Here is a 15,309-nt window from a genome sequence, read left to right on the forward strand (position 1 = left end):
CCGTCGCACGCACCCGTCGCTAGAGCTCGTAGTCCTGGGCCAGCCCCTCCCAGCGAATGCCGCGCAGCACAAGGTCGGCGTCCTCGCCCGACGGGACGTCCAAGCCGGTCTGGAACCAGATCACGGTGAGAGCGGAACGGTGCAGCACCGGATCGAGCTCAGGGGCGACCGCTGCCGAGCGGAAGGCACCGATGCAGGCAACGGAGGGCAGAACCTCAACGGGTCCGAAGCCGCCGGCGGTCTGGTCCGGGTACTCGCGGGAGGGGGGAAGCAGATGGACGGGCGTGGCGGGAAACGCACGTTCAGCCTGTCGCTGGAGGCCGCTGACCTTCATGTCGTTGATGGGCTTGCACGGGTAGCCCTCCAGCATCCCTCCGTAGGTCGAAGCCATGCGCAGCTCGGTGAGCTCGATCGAACGCCCGGACGAGAGGGGTATGTGGCTCAGCGACATGCCGACACCCTATGCGCAAGATTCACATCCGATACACGGCCTGGTGCTGTCCTGATGTCGTAGAGCTCAGGTGGAACGGTATTGCTCGGCGGAACCTCTCCTTATCCGTACAGCCGCACCCCTCAAGAGGAGTTGTTCCGCATGGTCCGTCGCATTCGTGTCCTGCTGCTGACCGCCCTGGCGCTGGTCGCGGGCGCGGTGATGACATCGCCACCGGCCTTCGCCGTCATCGGCGGGTCGAAGAGCACCTACGGCCCGTGGGCGGTGCGCATGCTCGTTGACGGCAAACCGGCGTGCACCGGGACGGCGGTCTCGCGCCAGTGGATCCTCACCGCCTCCCACTGCTTCTACGAGCAGGCGCGGCCGGTCGCCGACAAGCGGATCTCCTTCCGGGTGGGCCATCTCGACATGCGGAAGGGCAAGACGGTCCGCCCCATACCCCGTAAGCGTGTGGGCAGCGCGCACGCCGACATGATGCTCATCAAGGTCGCGCCGATGAACGTCCGCACGGCAAGCCTGTCCAAGGTCGGCGTCCACCGCAGCCAGGCCGTGCGGGTGTACGGATGGGGCGCCACCTGCACCACGGACGAGAGCGCCTGCCAGTCCCCCGTCCTCAAGCAGTCGGACCTGAAGGTCGTACGGCCCAACGACCCCCGGTGCGCGGGCCTCACCGCCCCGGGCGGACCCGACTTCTGCATGAAGAAGGTGTCCGGGATTCCCGCCGGGGGTGACTCCGGCGGCCCGGTGATGACCGTCGGCCCGCGGGGCACCGAAAAGCTCATCGGCGTCTTCAACGGCTCCGACCGGGAGAAGGGCGCCGAGGCCGGAGAGGTGTCGCAGCAGCTCTCCTGGATTCGCTCCGTCATCCGGCGATAGCACCTGCACCTGCCACCTGCACGGCATGCTCCGCCGTGCAGGTGGCAAGGGCGCCGAGCGTACGGCTGCCGCCCCTCGAGACCGTTGGCGTCAGCCGCCCATGCCTCCGGCGAAGGGCATCGCCCGCCAGTGGTCGACCGCGGGCTCGAGGTACTCCATCAGTACGGGCAGCTGCGGGACCAGTGTGAGGCTGGCGACGACCCGCAGCATGCCCAGGGCGTTGACGAAGGCGAGGACGTCCTCATCGAGCGGCCTCGTGCCGTTGCGTCGCGCGCCGCGGTTGTAGGCGGCTTCGTGCTCAGGTCCGAGAGCGGCCAGGTCCCACTCGACCGGCCCCAGCGTGACCAGTTCGAAGTCGGCGTAGAGGTCGCCGTCCACCGCGTGGAAGATGTTCGCGGGCGGCGAGTCCCCGTGGATGGGCTGGACGTCGACGCCGGGGAACCGGGCTTCGAAGGCGCCGCGTGTGCGTACGAGGGGTTCGAGGAGGTGCCATTCGCGGCGGGCCCGGTCGAGTTCGGCCGCTCCGATCAGGTCGGGATGCTGGTCGAGCCGGGCGAGGCTGTCCGCGATGAACCGCGGGTCGGCCGCGGACAGGAACTCCAGACGGCGGCCCGGGTAGGCACGCAGGGCCGCGTGCAGGTCGGCGACGCTCTCGGCGTTCGCGACGTAGTCGGGTTCCTTGTCCCGGGCCTCCTCGACGAACGGCCAGAACGTCATCGAGAACCCGTCGCGCCGCACGGGAACGGAAGGCACGAGCGGGCTGGGCGCGATCACAGGGATCTGCTGGTCGGCCAGCCACTGTGTGACATCCAGCTCGTCCTGTTGGCGGTGTGCGAGGGCGGCGAGGTCGTCCGGGCGGGGCAGGACGGTGGGAACGCGGGCCACGACCGGCGCGGGGGCGAGGTGGACGACGACCGAGAAGACGTCGTGGAGCACCGTGGGCTCGGTGACGGTCAGGCCGAGCCCGCGCCCGGCGGCGACGGCTGCCGCGACGGCGGCGGAGGTGCGGTCGGCGTGTTGTTGTGGCGTCAGGAAGGTGGTCATGGATCGTCCTTTGTTCCGTTGGGTCGATGGACCGTTCAGTGGGTCGATGGACGCCGATGTGATGCAGAGCGAGTCGAGGGGGCGGGCCCGACCCGGTCAGGCCTGCGGCCAGCGCACAGTTCCAGCTGCTCCGCTTCGAAGCGCGCACGGAAGTCGCGATCGTGCGACACCGCGACGACCGCCCCTGGGTACGCCGTGAGCGCCGCCTGCAGGTCCTCGACCAGGTCGAGTGCGATGTGGTTGGTCGGCTCGTCGAGGACGAGGAGGTCCGCGGGCCGGGTCACGAGGGTCGCGATCTGCAGCCGCCGCCGCTGCCCCACGGACAGGGCGGCGACCGGGACGTGCAGGTCCTGTTCGCGGAACAGGCCGAGGGACAGGAGCTGTTCGGCGTACTCGTCCGGCGGCCCGGGCCGTCCGGCGGCGAACGCGGCGAGCAGCGGAAGGCGTGTGGGCCGTGCCGGCAGTTCCTGGGCGAGGTAGCCGATCCGGGCGGGGCGGCGCGCGGTGCCCGCGTCCGGCTCCAGGTCGCCCGCCAGGACGCGCAGCAGCGTCGTCTTGCCCGCGCCGTTCTCGCCGGTGACGAGGAGGCGCCCTCCTGGCTTGAGCGCCAAGAGCCCGTCCAGGCGGAGCCGTTCCCCGACCCGTACGTTGTCGAGCTCGGCGAGTGTCCCCTGGACCGGGCCACCGGCTGCGGACGGCAGCGCCGTCGTGAACCGGAGCGGTACCGGGGGCGGTGCCACCGGGTCGCGCCGCAGCCGGTCCAGGCGCTCCCGTACCGAGCGCACCTGCCCGCCGAGCTTCGCCTCGCTGGAGCGGCGGTGCTTGCCGAAGCCCTGCTTCGGGTCGCGGCCGGTGGTGGCGAGCCTCCTGCCTGCGGCCTCCAGCTCCTCCTCGGCACGGTTCACCTCCTCGACCCAGTCCTCGTACCGCTGCTCGGCTCTGCGCCGGGCGGCGGCCTTCGTGGCGCGGTAGCCGGCCCAGCCGTCGCCGTACCGGTGCACGGCGGCCTCGTCCCGGTCGACCTCGAGGATCGTGGTGGCGATGCGTTCCAGGAAGCCGCGGTCGTGGGTGACCGCGACGACGGTGCCGCGGTGTGCGCGCAGGTGCTCCTCGAGCCAGCGCACGGACGCCGCGTCGAGGTGGTTCGTGGGTTCGTCCAGGAGGAGCAGTTCGGGGGCGGCGGCCAGGACGCAGGCGAGCGCGAGGCGCGACTGCTCGCCGCCGGACAGTGAGCCGAGCAGGCGGTCCCGGGTGATCCGGGCAAGGCCGAGCCCGTGCAGGGCGGCGTCCACGCGGGCGTCCGCCTCGTATCCGCCGCGTTCCTCGTACGCGGTCAACAGCTCGCCGTAGGCGGCGAGTTCCTCCTCCGACGCCTCGCCGAGACACTGCTCGGACGCGCGCAGTCGGCGCTCCATGTCGCGCAGGTCGGCGAGGGCGAGGTCGACGGCGTCCCGCACGGTGCGGTCCGGGTCGAGGTCGAGGATCTGCGCGAGGTGGCCGATGCCGCCGGGGAAGCCGACGGTGACCTCCCCGGCGTCCGGCGTCTCGGCCGCGGCGAGCAGCCGCAGCAAGGTGGACTTGCCGGAGCCGTTCTCACCGATGACGGCGGCCTTCTCCCCCGGTCGAACGGTGAAGGAGACCTGGTCGAGGACGACGCGGGTGCCGTACGACTTGGTGACGGACTTGACGGACAGCTGCGCCACGGCGGGTGCGGCGGCGGGCAGGGTGGTGCGAGCGCGGTCGCGCATAGGGCTTTCCCTGGGCATACGAAGGGTCTAAGGGCAGCAGAAACGGCGACAGGGGCCGTGCCCGGACTCAGACGAAGAAAAGGAAAGCCATGCGCCGACCATAACAAGACGAGCCGTCTCGCCTCAACTCGTGCGGCGCACGAAGTCCGCTATCGACGCGGGGTGCGCGGCTCGATCCGGTGGTCGAAGGCGGCGCCGCCCACACCGACCGTGGTCACGCCGCCGTCGACGGTCAGGACAGCACCGTTGACGTAGGACGCGGCGGGCGAAAGGAGCCAGTCGATCGCTCCGGCGACCTCCTCCGGATCACCCGGCCGCCTGGCGGGGTTCAGCCGGTTCGCCTCCTCGTACGCCGCCTCGGCGCCGCCCGCAAGCCCCGCCTCCGCCGCGAACCGCGCCATCCGCTGGTCGGCCATCTCCGTACGCACCCAGCCAGGGCACACCGTGTTGGCCCGCAGCCCCTGCGGCCCGTAGTCGACAGCGAGGGAGCCGCAGAGGTGGAGCAGGGCCGCCTTGGACGTCGCGTAGGCGGCGTTGCCGACGCTGTTGCGGAGCGCCCCGACCGAGGCGACCGCGACCACGGCGCCGCGGGCCTCCAGGAGATGCGGCAGCGCGGCACGCAGCAGCAGGAACGGGCCGGTGACGTTGGTGCGGATCAGCGCGTCCCAGTCCTCGACCTCGGTGTCGCCGACCGCGCCGCCCCGCCCGATTCCGGCGTTGAGCACCAGGCCGTCGAGCCTCCCGTAGGCCGACACCGTCGTCTCGACGAGGTCGCGCACGGCCTCGCGGTCCCCGGCGTCGGAAGGGTGGGCCAGCGCTCCGGTCTCCTCGGCCACCTTGCGCAGTGGCTCGGGTCGCCGCCCGGAGATCACGACCTGGTGCCCTTCCGCACGCAGCAGCCGGGCGGTGGCGGCCCCGATTCCCGTTCCGCCGCCCGTCACCAGGACAACACGCTGTTCCGACATGCTCGTTCGCCTCCGAAGGTGGTCAGCTTCAGGTTCCCCGCACAGTGATCATAGAAAGCGGCGGGCGGTGAACGCGCCCCGGCTGTCGAGGGCATGACGATAATGACGGGACTGGGGCGACATGGGGGGACTGCGATGGACGCACCTGACCTGGCGGCGATGGCTGCGGAAGCTCTGTCCGCCGCGGCATCAGGCGCCGGCAGTACGGCGGTGTCGGATCTGGTACGGGACAGGCTCAGCCACTCCGCACGGGGACGGGCCGCCCTGGCCGAGCTGGCCGCTGCGCCGGGTGATCCCGGGGCCTGCGGCCGTGTGCGAGCCGCACTCACCGAAGAGATCAGCAGCGACGCCGAGTTCGCCCAGCAGCTCGCCGTGCTCCTCCACGCGCCCTCTCACCAGCACACCGGCAGCGGGGTGACACGCAGCCGGACCGCACGTGGTCCGCTGACCGTCAACAACACCCGCACCGGGCGGTTGTCCCTCGCTGCGGGCATCGTCCTGGCGGTGCTGGTGGTCGTGCTCGCCGCCTACGGAGGTGTGCGGCTGTTCGACAACGATGACGACTCGCCACGCAGCACGCCGTCAGCCCCCTCCACGACACGCCCCGGCGACCGTGCGGCCGGCCTCCCGCCCACGGCCGACACGGTCCGCCGGATCCTTCCGGACCGAAGCAGCATGGACGCCCGGGAGTATCCCTGGGCCGGGACTCCGGACGTCAGGAGGACGTCAGCGACCGGCCTGTCCCTCTGCCAGGCGGCACCGACCTGCAGGATGGCCACCGCGGTCGGGGTGGTGGACTTCGGCCGGGGTGAGAACGAAGGGGAGAACCGAGCCGAGTTCCTCGTCATCGCGTTCCCGGACGATGACGCCGCCCACAAGGCGTACGTCGACATCGTGCAGGACATCGAGGAGTCCGACCCCGGGTCCAGAAAGGTGGAGCTGGAGCCGAGGGGCGACGAGAGCCAGGGCATCGACCAGGACGGTACGGACACCGAGAACAATCCGACCGAGCTGCACATCAACCGCTCCCTGATCTTCCGTCAGGGCGCCTTCATCGGCATTGCGCACCAGATGGACGACCCGACCGAGCAGCGGAGCACCCGCATCCACAGCCTGTCCGCCCTCCTTGCCGACCGCATCGCCAAGGCCGAGGCCGGCAAGAGCCTGTAGCGGACATCCCTGCCACACGATCCCGGTCCCGACGCGACTCCCCACCGGCGAATCTGGCCAGGGGGCGTCTTCTCACCCGCGGGCACGCGCGGGAAGAGTTGGTTCGACCGTACAGAGCAGGCGGGGGGACGAGAGTGATGCTGCTGCACGTGTTCGACAGCCGAGGTCATCCTGCGGAGGAGCGCGTCGAGGCCTGGCGTGCCGTGACGGCGAGCGCGCTGATCCCCAACGAGTTCGACATCGAGCGTCCGTCGGACTTCCATGCGTCGCTGCGGGCCGCGGAGATGGGCGCGGTGCAGGTGACCGCCATGACGTACGCGTCGCTGAAGATGCGGCGTACACGACAGCTGATCCGGCGGTCCGACCCCGAGATGTACGCGGTGGGGCTCGTGGTGCGGGGCCAGCAGGGGATCCTCCAGGAGCGTTGCGAAGCGGCCTGCCGGGCCGGTGACCTGGTGCTGTACTCGACCTCGCATCCCTACGAAGGCGCGGTCGACGTCCGGCGCGGCCCGGCGGCTTCCGTGGTGGCGCAGATCCCGCGGGCCCGGGTGCCGCTGCCGTCGGACCGCCTGGACCGCCTGCTGGCTTCCCGGATCCCAGGGCAACAGGGCGTGGGACGGCTGCTCGCGAACTTCCTCACCACCGCGGCCACCGACTCCGGCCCCTACCGGCCCGCCGACGCCGGACGGCTCGGTCACGTCCTCACCGATCTGATCACCGCATGGCTCTGCCACGTCATCGAAGCCGAGGACGGATCGGCGGGCGAGACGGGCCAACGTGTGCAGGTCCTGCAGATCCAGGACTTCATCCGCAGGCATCTCGACAGCGCCGAGCTGACCCCCGGCAGCGTCGCCGCCGCGCATCACCTCTCGCTGCGCAGCCTGCACCGCCTCTTCCACCGCCACGCCCACGGAACCACCGTCGCCTCCTACATCAGAAGGCAGCGCCTCGAACGCACCCGCCGCGACCTGGCCGACCCGAGCCTGGCCGCACGGCCCGTCCACGCCATAGCGGCCCGCTGGGGCTTCGCCCGTCCTGCCGACTTCACGCGCGCCTTCCGTACCGCCTACAACACCACCCCCACCGAGTACCGGCACGCCTCCGTGCCCGTGCGGACACGGAGGCGTGCGGGCACTGCGCGGCGCACTGGGCCTTGAAGGCACGGCCTGCGAGCAGGCGGCCTCCGCCCCTCCGTGCGCCGTGAGTTGTCAGTAGTCGATCAGGCCCGAGACACGTGTTGTCCCCTTGAACTGCAGGAAGAACTTCGTGCCGTCAAGCACGTCCGTGGCAGCCTCGTCCCAGCGGTTGGCCGGCAGCCACCGCCAGCCGTTGCAGTTCCAGCCCGTTCCCCTCTTGAAGCAGGTCCTCACCTCGCGGCGGCTGTCCAGCTTCAGGTTGATGTCGTTGCACCTGGTGGTGGTCGTCGCGTAGGTCCCCCTGGCGGGCCAGAACGCGGGGTCGTTGACGCCGGTACCGGGCCAGCTGGTGAAGCGCGGCGCGCTCTCCGTGCAGGCCCGCGCTGTGCCGATGGGCGACTCCGAGGCCTCGGCCGGCGCTGCCGCCGCGGCGGTGGCGGTCATGCCACCCCCGAGCAGCACGGCAGATGCCGCCAACGAAACGATCTTGAGATTTCGCAACGTGTTCCCCCTGTCTCATCACGGGTGGTGTGGTCAACACCGGAAGCTCCCGACAGAGCCACTCGCTTCGCGCCCCCGGGGCGTATGGCCTTCCGCTCGCGACGCGTGAGCGGGTGGGCCAGACCGCGTTCGGTGACGGTTCGTCGAACGAGCGCTCGGCCGAGACCGTGCCCTGAGTCTTCCTGGACGCCGTGGGCGTGGGGATAGCACCGCGTGCCAGCTGCTTGGCGTCGGGCGCCAGGATGTGCGCGGGAAGCGAATTCCCCGTCGCTCCTGTGGTGTTGAACACCTCGGCAGATTCCTGGACATCGGCTGTGCGAAAGTACACCGATGTTGCGTTTCGCTGCTTCGCCGGAACCGATAACTGCTGATCCGGTACGCACGGTGCCGAGTACGTTGCTGACCCAGTCCTGGCTCGACCTGTCGTTCCTGCACTGGGCCGTCGACCCTGCGGACGTGGCACCGCTCCTGCCCGCGGAAACCGTGCCGGACACATACGAAGGGCTGACTTACGTCGGCCTTGTGGCGTTCCGGATGCACCGGGTGGGTTGGTTCAGGGCGCCGGGGATCCCGTACTTCGGGACCTTCGCCGAGGTGAATGTGCGGCTCTATTCGGTGGACCGGCAGGGGCGGAGGGGCGTCGTCTTCCGTTCGCTGGAGGCGGCCAGACTGCTGCCGGTGGCCATCGCCCGCGCCGCCTTTCAACTCCCTTACGTCTGGGCGAGGATGGCGATTCACCGCGACCGCGACACAATCGCCTATACGAGCAGTCGCCGCTGGCCGGGGCCTCGCGGAGCGGGCTGTCAACTCAAGGTCCGGATCGGTGAGCGGATAGAGGAGCCGACTTCCCTGGAACATTTCCTCACCGCCCGTTGGGGGATCCACAATTCGTTCTCCGGCCGGTCGGTCTACCTGCCCAACAATCACCCGCGTTGGCCGCTGCACCGAGCTGAACTTCTGCACTGCGACGATGATTTGGTGTCCGCTGCCGGTCTGCCGGCGTGTGCCGGGCCACCCGTGAGCGTGCTGTACTCCCCCGGTGTGTCGGTCCGCATGGGCTATCCGGTCATCAAGCGGTAGGGCGATCACCCCCGGGGAGCGCGGGTCGTGCGCAAGGGGACCGGGACGACGACGGGGCCTACGGTTCGTCCTGTTGGAGCGAGGCGGTGAGCGTGTCCAGCTCGGCGAGGCGAGCCGTGGCGTCGAGACGGGACGCCGTCGCCACGAGGAGCAGCTCGGTCACGGCGATCTGGTGGGTCAGCGGGGCGATGGGGCCGGCGGCCTCGCGGGGCAGGGGGACGAGGGTCTGGGCGTGCTCGGCCAGGGGGGACTGCCAGGCGTCCGTGACGAGCAGCAGCCGTGCGCCGCGTGCGCGTGCCGCCCGGACGAAGGCGGCCGTCCGGTCCGAGTAGCGGCGGAAGTCGTAGGCGACCACGAGGTCCTGGGACGTCACGTCGAGCAGCGATCGGGCTCGTTCGTGCGCGGGGCCCGGGACAAGTCGGGCTCCCGTTCGCAGCGCCCCCAGCTGCCGGACCAGGTAGTCGGCGGCCAGTTCGCTCAAGGGGCCACCCAGCGCCCAGACCGACCGGGCTGTCGCGAGGGTGTCGGCTGCCGCGTCCAGCAAGGGCGGGTTCACTGCGGCCAACGCGCTGGACAGGCCGTCCTGCAGCTCGCGTGCGGCGCTGCCCGGGTCCAGGGCCTGGGCCGCGAACTCGCGTAGCCGTGACCGGTCCTGCGCGCCTGCCCGGACGATGTCCTGGAACTCGGTGAAGGAGCCGAAGCCGAGCCGGTCGACAAGGCGGGACGCGGTCGGCGGGCTCACCCCGGCCCGATCAGCGAGCGTGCGCAGCGAGTCGAGGGCCGCGAAAGGGTAGTCGTCGAGGATGATCCGGGCGACCGCGCGCTCGCCCGGAGGGAGCTTGGGGTAGGCGGCTTCGATGCGGGACACCACAGGATCCATGACGCCAGATGTTACATGAAAAGCAGCTTGACGCGTCGGGTGAAACAGATGTTACGTTCCCGGTCATGGAATCCTGGCAAGGGCTGATCGACAGCGAGTACCGGCGCTGGCTGCCGGTCACCGACCGCACCCCGTCCGTCTCCCTCAACGAGGGCAATACCCCGCTCCTTCGCTCCCGTCATCTGTCGGACCTCACCGGCTGCGACGTCCGGCTCAAGGTCGAGGGAGCCAACCCCACAGGCTCCTTCAAGGACCGCGGGATGACCGTGGCGATCAGCAAGGCCGCCGAAGACGGCGCGGAACTCGTCCTCTGCGCCTCCACCGGCAACACCAGCGCGTCGGCCGCCGCCTACGCGGCACGGGCGGGCATCGCCTCCGCCGTCCTGGTCCCCGCCGGCCGCGTCGCCCTGGGCAAGCTCGGCCAGGCGGTCCGCTACGGCGCACGGATCGTCGAGGTGGCCGGAACGTTCGACGACTGCCTGCGCATCGCCCGCGACCTGGCCGACCACCACCCGGTCGCCCTCGTCAACAGCGTCGGCAACGAGCTGCGCCTGTCCGGTCAGCGGACCGTCGCCTACGAGACCGTGGACGCGCTCGGCGCCGCGCCCGACATCCACTGCCTGCCGGTCGGCAACGGCGGCAACATCACCGCGACCTGGGGCGGATACCGGACCTTCCACGCCGCGGGACGCAGTGGCCGACTGCCGCGGATGTGGGGCTTCCAGGCCGCCGGAGCAGCCCCGCTCGTGCACGGGGAGCCCGTCGCCGAGCCGCAGACCGCGGCGAGCGCGATCCGTGTCGGCGATCCCGCGACCTGGCAGGGCGCCGTCGACGCCCGCGACGAGTCCGACGGCTTGATCGGCGCCGTCACCGACGAGCAGATCTTCGACGCCTACCAGCTCCTGGCCCGCAAGGACGGCGTGTTCGTCGAACCGGCGTCGGCGGCAGGCGTCGCCGGGCTCCTCGACCGGCACGACCGCGGCCTGCTCGCCCGGGGCCAGACGATCGTCATCACCCTCACCGGCAACGGGCTCAAGGACCAGGACGCGTCCCTGCGCGACGGCTACACCCCGGTCGAGACCGGCTCGTCCACCGCCGAAGTCGCCCGCGCGCTCTCCCACACGGCCCTGGCGTCAGCGCTGAGCTGACAACGAGTGCGGCTCCAAGGCTCTGGTGGGGCAGGGGGGCGGGCCCTGCGGACCTCCGCACGGTCGCTGCGGCGAGCGGTCCGCTCCTGGGTACGGACGGCGCGGAAATGAGTGCCCCTACTCACGCCCGGGCAGCCCTCGACGGCCGACGATGAAGATCCACCTCGTCGAGCCCGGGAGACCGACCATGCTCAGCCGCCTCGCCGAAGCCCTGGCGCCCGCCGTCGGCCGCCTCACGATCACCGCCGACGCGGGCGCCGAACTCGCCCCCGGCAGCATCGTCGTCGCCAACCACACGTCACTGGCCGACCCTGTCGTCGTGCTCGCCGCGCTGCACCGCCTCGGGACCCGCCCGGTCGTCATGGCGACAGCCGGGCTCTGGCGCGTCCCCCTGCTCGGTCGCGCGCTCACCCGCGACGGCCACATACCCGTCCACCGCCGGGACCGGCGCGCGGCGAACGCCCTGGACACCGCCGCCGATGCCCTCCGGCAAGGCCACCTGGTGTTGATCTACGCCGAGGGCGGTCTCCCCCACCGCCCGGACGCCGGGGAAGCGGCACCCGGCACCTTCCGCAGCGGCTTGTCCCGACTCGCCCGGCGAACGGGGGCTCCGGTGGTGCCCGTCGGCCAGGCCGGGGCACGCCGGATCACCTCGGGCAGCGTGCCCAAGCAGCTCACCGGCCTGCTCACGGCACCGCTGCGCCGACCCGCCCTGCACGTCCACGTGGGGCGCGCGCTCGAACTGACCGGGGACGGCGCCGCGCCGACGGAACAGGCCCACGCCGCAGTGACGGCCGCCTGGCACACGGCGGCCGGGCGGTTGGGCGAACGAGCGGCGCTCGCCGCGTGACACAACCGGGGTGGAGCAGGTCCGCTCGTGGTGGGACGACTGTGGGCGCGGCGAGCGCCGAGCCAGGTCCGCACGCGGGAGTTCATGGCCCGCGGGAGCCGTTGGCGGAGTCTGTGCTGGTGGGGCAAGCGGTCAAATGGTTCGCGGATCGAGTCCGTGGTTCGTACCCTCAGCGCGATGATCACTCTTGAGCTTTCCGACAGGGCGGGGCGACGTGTCGTCCTGCGTGAAGTCGACGACGAGAACTGGCGCGCTGTCGCGGACGTCGCCCCGCTGGACGACCAGCGCGCGTACGTGCCCGCTCTGGCGGCCCGCTACTTGCTGCTGTCATCGCGGGAGAGCGTCTGGCACTCCCTGGCGGTCTGCGCCGACGACACGGTGGTGGGTCACCTCATGTGGGGGCGTGACGACGATGGCTCGTACTGGCTCGGGGGGATGGTGATCGACGGCCCCGAGCAGGGCAAGGGCGTCGGGCGCGCGGCGGTACGCACGCTCATGGCGTGGTTGGCCGAGCGCGAGGGCTGCCGGGAGCTGCGCCTCTCGTATCACCCGGACAACGCCGTGGCCGCGAGCCTTTACAACTCCCTCGGCTTCCAGCCGACTTCGGGCTCCTCCGGTGACGAGGTCGTGGCCGGTCTGCCTGTGGTCGACGGACGGCCGAAGGCCCTCTGCTCCCCGGCGCCGTGACCACGCCGGACGGCGCCCCCGTCCGTATTCGGTCATGGGCATGGCGTATTCCGCCGTGTTGTTCCGGTCCCCGTTTCCGCAGGATTTCCTGGGCGGCAAGGACGTCGCGGCCGCCATCACCGACAGCAGGAGGGGACCATGCGGTTCAGACAGTTGCATCCGGTGCTCAGCCGCCTCACCACGGGCACGGCCTCGCTCGCGCTGATGGCGACCTCGGCGCTGGCCGGCGTGACGGCCCTCGCGGGCCCCGCCGCCGCAGCGGGCGAGCCCAGGGCCGGAGAGGCGTGTACGTCCGCCGATCTCGGCAAGCGGCATCCGTTCATCAAGAGCGTCAAGGTCGAGCCGACCATCACGCACTTCAAGGGCTACTTCGTCACGGCGGGCTCGACGGGCAGCCAATCGGTGAAGCTCAGCACGCAGACGCAGGTGACGGTCGAGGTCGGCACGTCCACCACCGTCACGGTCGGGTTCGCCTTCGAGGTGCTGACCAAGGCCGAGACCGCGGTGAACCGCACCGTCAAGAAGACCACCGCCACCACCAGCGCCGAGGAACAGACGATCACCTGGAACTTCACACAGCCCGGCTACTACGGCCTGTACCAGGGCACCCGGAAGGTCACCGGCGAGTACGGCAGCCTGAACTGCGACCGGGTCGACCGCGGTGACGGCACGTATGCCACCCAGTGGACCGAGCGCCCCGGCGGGCGGTACACGACCTTCTCCACGATCGAGGAGGGCGCGATCCGCTGCGAGGACCAGGTGCCCGCCGGCAGCATCATGAAGAAGGCGCAGGAGATCCTCGGCTGCGAGGGCACGGCGGCGAAGGAGCGGGCCACCGGCAAGGCTCCCGCGCCCGACAGGGCGCACAAGCGCCAGGAGGCCTCCAGGAACGGAGAGCGCGGGGCCGCCGTGCCGCCCGGCTTCACCTGCCTGCCGGGCAAGTACCGCATCGGCACTCCGGACCGCAAGCTGTTCTGGGTGACCTACGGCGCCGGTGACTACTTCCGCCTGCGGCCCGGGCCGCGCCTGCCCGAGGGCGGGACGTGGAGCATGTGCGAGGGACCGCAGAGCAACGGCAAGACCGAGTACGCGCTCGTCAACAGCTACAAGGGCCGGTGCGCGACGATGACGGACCACAGCGAGTCCGAGGGCGCGCAGTTCCGCATGGACCCCTGCCGCACCGCCGACGACTACCAGCGGTTCTACGTCTACCGGGACGTCCCCGGCAGCGATCTGATCGGCCTCCAGCTCAAGGCCAACGGATACATGGTCGGGCAGGAACGCGTGGTCGACGACACCGCCATGCGCCAGTACAGCCAGGGCAAGACCGACGGCACCGGAACCTACGTGCTGGAGAAGATCTGACCTCCGCCGGGTAGCGGCCACCGGCGACTCCGCTCGTCCCCACGCTGCCCCCGCCACGCTCCCGGCACTCCGGGCGTTCCGCGGCGGGGGCAGCGTGCTGCGGCGAGCGCCACCACAGCCGCAGGAGCCGCAGGAGCCGCAGGAACCGCAGGAACCGCAGGAGCCGCAGGAGCCGCAGGAGCCGCAGGAGCCGCAGGAGCCGCAGGAGCCGTTCGAGTGTGCTGCCGCCACCCTCGTACGGCAGACTCGGTGTAGGGGCCCGTTCCAGGCACTCACTGCGAGGCCCACATGCTTGCTGTGCCGATCTGGCTGTGGGGAGCGTTCGCCGCGACCGTCGTCGTGTCGCTGGCGATCGATCTGCTGGCCCACCGCAGCGCTCACGTCATCGGCTTCAAGGAAGCGGCCGCGTGGAGCGGCCTGTGGGTGGGGCTTGCCCTGACCTTCGGCGCGGTCGTCTTCCTCGTCCTGGGCGGAACGGCGGGCACGGAGTACACCACCGCGTGGCTCCTCGAGAAGAGCCTCTCGGTCGACAACCTCTTCGTGTTCGCCCTGATCTTCGCGTACTTCAAGGTGCCCCGGGGCTATCAGCACCGCGTGCTGTTCTTCGGCGTCATCGGCGCCCTGGTGTTCCGCGGCATCTTCCTCGCGGCCGGTGTCGCGGTGGTCAGCCGCTTCACCGCCGTCCTGTTCGTCTTCGCCGCCATCCTCTTCTACAGCGTCTACAAGATCCTCAAGGGCGAGGAGGAGAGCTTCGACCCGGGCAAGAGCTTCGCCGTGCGGCTGCTGCGCAAGGTCGTCCCCGTGCGTGACACGTACGCGGGTGCGAAGTTCTTCGTCAAGGAAGCCGGCAAGCACGTCGCGACGCCGCTGCTCGCCGTCGTCGCCGCGATCGAGGCCGCCGACCTGATCTTCGCCGTGGACAGCGTGCCGGCCGTGCTCGCCGTCAGCGATGACGCCTTCATCGTGTACACCAGCAACGCCTTCGCCATCCTCGGCCTGCGTGCCCTGTACTTCATGCTCTCGGGTCTGCTGGACCGCTTCCACTACCTGAGCAAAGGGCTCGCGATCATCCTCGGCTTCATCGGCGTCAAGCTCGTCCTCCAGGCGTGCCACAAGCTGATCAGCGAATCCGTGCCCGAGATCCCCTCCCCCGTGAGCCTCGCGGTGATCGTCCTCGTCCTGACGGTGTCCGTGGTTCTGAGCATCCGGCGGCCCGCCGGTGAGCCCTGAAGCGCCCGCTTCCCATGACGTCATGGAATTCGTGCACTTCTACAATGAAAAAACAAAGTAGAGGTAAAGGCTTCCCCAAAACCTTTCTCGCGCTTAGCGTAGAAGCATGACCGGCAAAATGCGTGAGACCAGAAAGCGGGCCGAAAGCAACTGCCCGGCCTGCAAGCACCCCGTTTCC

At 70.6% G+C, this 15,309-nt stretch carries 15 protein-coding genes; 9 read left to right on the plus strand and 6 right to left on the minus strand.

Features of this window, described 5'->3' with window-relative positions; genetic code table 11:
* Positions 1–19 precede the first annotated feature (19 nt).
* On the minus strand, positions 20–451 hold the full coding sequence (locus AB6L24_RS00515; protein ID WP_405650700.1) for a hypothetical protein: 432 nt from the start codon (positions 449–451) through the stop codon (positions 20–22).
* A gap of 141 nt (positions 452–592) precedes the next feature.
* Here AB6L24_RS00515 and AB6L24_RS00520 point away from each other — a divergent pair, with 141 nt between their 5' ends.
* Positions 593–1,327, plus strand: a complete 735-nt coding sequence (locus AB6L24_RS00520; RefSeq protein WP_405650703.1) for a S1 family peptidase — start codon at positions 593–595, stop codon at positions 1,325–1,327.
* A 90-nt stretch (positions 1,328–1,417) separates the two neighbouring features.
* Here AB6L24_RS00520 and AB6L24_RS00525 read toward each other — a convergent pair whose 3' ends face one another.
* The 3 genes from AB6L24_RS00525 to AB6L24_RS00535 all read right to left on the minus strand — a co-directional run bounded on the left by AB6L24_RS00525 (position 1,418) and on the right by AB6L24_RS00535 (position 5,084).
* Positions 1,418–2,371 (minus strand): aminoglycoside phosphotransferase family protein, encoded by a 954-nt coding sequence (locus AB6L24_RS00525; RefSeq protein ID WP_405650705.1) that lies wholly within the window; start codon positions 2,369–2,371, stop codon positions 1,418–1,420.
* Between the two features lie 35 nt (positions 2,372–2,406).
* Positions 2,407–4,119: a ribosomal protection-like ABC-F family protein gene (gene abc-f / locus AB6L24_RS00530; RefSeq protein WP_405650707.1), complete on the minus strand. Its 1,713-nt coding sequence runs from the start codon at positions 4,117–4,119 to the stop codon at positions 2,407–2,409.
* 149 nt (positions 4,120–4,268) lie between these two features.
* The gene (locus AB6L24_RS00535) at positions 4,269–5,084 is read right to left on the minus strand and encodes an SDR family NAD(P)-dependent oxidoreductase (protein WP_405650709.1); all 816 of its coding nucleotides are present in this window, start codon (positions 5,082–5,084) and stop codon (positions 4,269–4,271) included.
* 312 nt (positions 5,085–5,396) lie between these two features.
* On the opposite strand from AB6L24_RS00535, the gene AB6L24_RS00540 reads away from it, so the two are divergent.
* Together AB6L24_RS00540 and AB6L24_RS00545 are read left to right on the plus strand one after the other, a co-directional pair.
* Positions 5,397–6,254, plus strand: a complete 858-nt coding sequence (locus AB6L24_RS00540; protein WP_405650711.1) for a hypothetical protein — start codon at positions 5,397–5,399, stop codon at positions 6,252–6,254.
* A gap of 137 nt (positions 6,255–6,391) precedes the next feature.
* On the plus strand, positions 6,392–7,411 hold the full coding sequence (locus AB6L24_RS00545; RefSeq protein WP_405650713.1) for a helix-turn-helix domain-containing protein: 1,020 nt from the start codon (positions 6,392–6,394) through the stop codon (positions 7,409–7,411).
* Positions 7,412–7,462: 51 nt separating this feature from the next.
* Here AB6L24_RS00545 and AB6L24_RS00550 read toward each other — a convergent pair whose 3' ends face one another.
* The gene (locus AB6L24_RS00550; RefSeq protein WP_405650715.1) at positions 7,463–7,867 is read right to left on the minus strand and encodes a hypothetical protein; all 405 of its coding nucleotides are present in this window, start codon (positions 7,865–7,867) and stop codon (positions 7,463–7,465) included.
* A 354-nt stretch (positions 7,868–8,221) separates the two neighbouring features.
* On the opposite strand from AB6L24_RS00550, the gene AB6L24_RS00555 reads away from it, so the two are divergent.
* Complete coding sequence (locus tag AB6L24_RS00555) at positions 8,222–8,971, plus strand: YqjF family protein (RefSeq protein WP_405650717.1); 750 nt, start codon at positions 8,222–8,224, stop codon at positions 8,969–8,971.
* Between the two features lie 58 nt (positions 8,972–9,029).
* Here the strand turns inward: AB6L24_RS00555 and AB6L24_RS00560 are convergent, their stop codons facing one another.
* The gene (locus tag AB6L24_RS00560; protein ID WP_405650718.1) at positions 9,030–9,851 is read right to left on the minus strand and encodes a MurR/RpiR family transcriptional regulator; all 822 of its coding nucleotides are present in this window, start codon (positions 9,849–9,851) and stop codon (positions 9,030–9,032) included.
* Between the two features lie 65 nt (positions 9,852–9,916).
* Between AB6L24_RS00560 and thrC the strand changes: the two genes are divergently transcribed.
* From thrC to AB6L24_RS00585, 5 genes are all read left to right on the plus strand, one after another.
* A complete protein-coding gene (thrC, locus tag AB6L24_RS00565; RefSeq protein ID WP_405650721.1) occupies positions 9,917–10,999 on the plus strand; it encodes a threonine synthase in 1,083 nt (360 codons plus the stop codon).
* A 187-nt stretch (positions 11,000–11,186) separates the two neighbouring features.
* Positions 11,187–11,849, plus strand: coding sequence for a lysophospholipid acyltransferase family protein (locus tag AB6L24_RS00570; RefSeq protein ID WP_405650723.1), 663 nt, complete (start codon positions 11,187–11,189; stop codon positions 11,847–11,849).
* A gap of 177 nt (positions 11,850–12,026) precedes the next feature.
* The gene (locus tag AB6L24_RS00575; RefSeq protein ID WP_405650725.1) at positions 12,027–12,536 is read left to right on the plus strand and encodes a GNAT family N-acetyltransferase; all 510 of its coding nucleotides are present in this window, start codon (positions 12,027–12,029) and stop codon (positions 12,534–12,536) included.
* Between the two features lie 138 nt (positions 12,537–12,674).
* Positions 12,675–13,901, plus strand: a complete 1,227-nt coding sequence (locus AB6L24_RS00580; RefSeq protein ID WP_405650727.1) for a hypothetical protein — start codon at positions 12,675–12,677, stop codon at positions 13,899–13,901.
* A 288-nt stretch (positions 13,902–14,189) separates the two neighbouring features.
* On the plus strand, positions 14,190–15,131 hold the full coding sequence (locus tag AB6L24_RS00585; protein WP_405650729.1) for a TerC family protein: 942 nt from the start codon (positions 14,190–14,192) through the stop codon (positions 15,129–15,131).
* Positions 15,132–15,309: the final 178 nt, after the last annotated feature.

Source organism: Streptomyces sp. RK9, from assembly GCF_045070545.1.
GTDB classification, from domain to species: domain Bacteria; phylum Actinomycetota; class Actinomycetes; order Streptomycetales; family Streptomycetaceae; genus Streptomyces; species Streptomyces alboflavus.

Coding starts and splice junctions, on each gene's coding strand:
- AB6L24_RS00515 (WP_405650700.1), bottom strand. CDS start 451: ATGTCGCTGAGCCACATACCCCTCTCGTCCGGGCGTTCGATCGAGCTC.
- AB6L24_RS00520 (WP_405650703.1), top strand. CDS start 593: ATGGTCCGTCGCATTCGTGTCCTGCTGCTGACCGCCCTGGCGCTGGTC.
- AB6L24_RS00525 (WP_405650705.1), bottom strand. CDS start 2,371: ATGACCACCTTCCTGACGCCACAACAACACGCCGACCGCACCTCCGCC.
- abc-f (WP_405650707.1), bottom strand. CDS start 4,119: ATGCGCGACCGCGCTCGCACCACCCTGCCCGCCGCCGCACCCGCCGTG.
- AB6L24_RS00535 (WP_405650709.1), bottom strand. CDS start 5,084: ATGTCGGAACAGCGTGTTGTCCTGGTGACGGGCGGCGGAACGGGAATC.
- AB6L24_RS00545 (WP_405650713.1), top strand. CDS start 6,392: ATGCTGCTGCACGTGTTCGACAGCCGAGGTCATCCTGCGGAGGAGCGC.
- AB6L24_RS00555 (WP_405650717.1), top strand. CDS start 8,222: ATGTTGCGTTTCGCTGCTTCGCCGGAACCGATAACTGCTGATCCGGTA.
- AB6L24_RS00560 (WP_405650718.1), bottom strand. CDS start 9,851: ATGGATCCTGTGGTGTCCCGCATCGAAGCCGCCTACCCCAAGCTCCCT.
- thrC (WP_405650721.1), top strand. CDS start 9,917: ATGGAATCCTGGCAAGGGCTGATCGACAGCGAGTACCGGCGCTGGCTG.
- AB6L24_RS00570 (WP_405650723.1), top strand. CDS start 11,187: ATGCTCAGCCGCCTCGCCGAAGCCCTGGCGCCCGCCGTCGGCCGCCTC.
- AB6L24_RS00575 (WP_405650725.1), top strand. CDS start 12,027: ATGATCACTCTTGAGCTTTCCGACAGGGCGGGGCGACGTGTCGTCCTG.
- AB6L24_RS00580 (WP_405650727.1), top strand. CDS start 12,675: ATGCGGTTCAGACAGTTGCATCCGGTGCTCAGCCGCCTCACCACGGGC.
- AB6L24_RS00585 (WP_405650729.1), top strand. CDS start 14,190: ATGCTTGCTGTGCCGATCTGGCTGTGGGGAGCGTTCGCCGCGACCGTC.